Here is a 1723-nt window from a genome sequence, read left to right as displayed (position 1 = left end):
AGGAGTCGGCCCAGCAGATCCAGAAGATGATCGAAGAGCTGCAAGTCGGCGCCCGCGAGGCGGTGGCCACCATGACCGAGAGCCAGCGCTACAGCCTGGAGAGCGTGGAGATCGCCAACCGTGCCGGCGAAAGCCTGAGCAGCGTGACCCGGCGGATCGGCGAGATCGACGGGATGAACCAGTCGGTGGCCACCGCCACCGAGGAGCAGACCGCGGTGGTCGACTCGCTGAACATGGACATCACCGAGATCAACACCCTCAACCAGGAAGGCGTGGAGAACCTCCAGGCCACCCTGCGCGCCTGCGGCGAGCTGGAAACCCAGGCCGGGCGCCTGCGCCAGTTGGTGGATAGCTTCAAGATCTGAGACCGGCCGGTCTCGTCGCCGAACCGGCGGACAACCGCGATGCGGTTATCCGCCCTGCCGACGAAAAGCGCCCACGGGCGCTTTTTTCGTTCTCCAGGTCGCATTCGGTGAAACCATTCATCCGTTGCGCTAAAGCTTCCGGACTTGCCGCCGACAGACACGGCAAGCCTTGCAGTTGCGATCCAACTGGGGCTGTTCACGACAGCGCGCCCGCGCCTCCCGGATGCAAGAAACCATGATCAAAAGTCTCAAGTTCAGCCACAAGATCCTGCTCGCCGCCGCGCTGGTGGTGATCGCGACCTTCTCCCTGTTCACCCTCTACAACGACTCCCTGCAGCGCGCCTCGATCCGCGAGGACCTGGAGGACTACCTGCACGAAATGGGCGAGATCACCGCCAGCAACGTGCAGAACTGGCTGAGCGGGCGCATCCTGCTGATCGAGAACCTGGCCCAGACCCTGGCCCGCGACCACAGCCCGGAAACCACCCAGGCCCTGCTGGAACAGCCGCTGCTGGGCTCGACCTTCCTCTTCACCTACCTGGGACAGACCGACGGCACCTACACCGCGCGCCCCACCAGCGACCTGCCGGCCGACTACGACCCGCGCCGCCGCCCCTGGTACAACGCCGCCACCAGCGCCGGCCAGACCACCCTCACCGAACCCTACATGGAGCCGGCCATCCATGAGCTGGTGCTGACCATCGCCAGCCCGGCGCGCCAGGGCGGCCAGCCGTTCGGCGTGGTCGGCGGCGACCTCAGCCTGCAGACGGTGGTGAAGATCATCAACTCGCTGGACTTCGGCGGCATGGGCTACGCCTTCCTGGTCAGCGGCGACGGCAAGATCCTCGTCCATCCGGACAAGGACCAGGTCATGAAGAACCTCAGCGACGTCTACCCACGCAACACGCCGAAGATCGGCAGCGGCTTCAGCGAGGCCGAGCTGCACGGCAACACCCGGATCCTCAGTTTCTCTCCGGTCAAGGGCCTGTCCGGCCTGGACTGGTACATCGGCATCTCGGTGGACAAGGACAAGGCCTATGCCATGCTCACCAAGCTGCGTACCTCGGCGATCGTCGCCGCGCTGATCGCGGTGGTCGCCATCGTCCTCCTCCTCGGCATGCTGATCCGCGTACTGATGCAGCCGCTCACCGACATGGGCCGCGCCATGCAGGACATCGCCCAGGGCGAAGGCGACCTGACCAAGCGCCTGAAGGTCACCAGCAACGATGAATTCGGTACGCTGGCCATGTCCTTCAACCGCTTCGTCGAGCGCATCCACGAGTCGATCCGCGAGGTCGCCGGCACCGCTCGCCAACTGCACGACGTGGCGCAACTGGTGGTGAACGCCTCGAACTCCT

General features: G+C 65.2%; 2 pseudogenes. Both read left to right on the top strand.

The features are described from left to right. Positions 1-365 (top strand): annotated as a pseudogene (locus tag HMPREF2886_RS23740) (chemotaxis protein); the annotation flags it as partial. 235 nt (positions 366-600) lie between these two features. Next, a pseudogene (pctB, locus tag HMPREF2886_RS23735) lies at positions 601-1723 on the top strand (methyl-accepting chemotaxis protein PctB); the annotation flags it as partial.

Source organism: Pseudomonas sp. HMSC066A08 (assembly GCF_001813025.1).
GTDB classification, from domain to species: Bacteria; Pseudomonadota; Gammaproteobacteria; order Pseudomonadales; family Pseudomonadaceae; genus Pseudomonas; species Pseudomonas aeruginosa.
The sequence above is the reverse complement of the archived record's forward strand: the minus strand, read 5'-3'. Positions and strand labels throughout refer to the sequence as shown.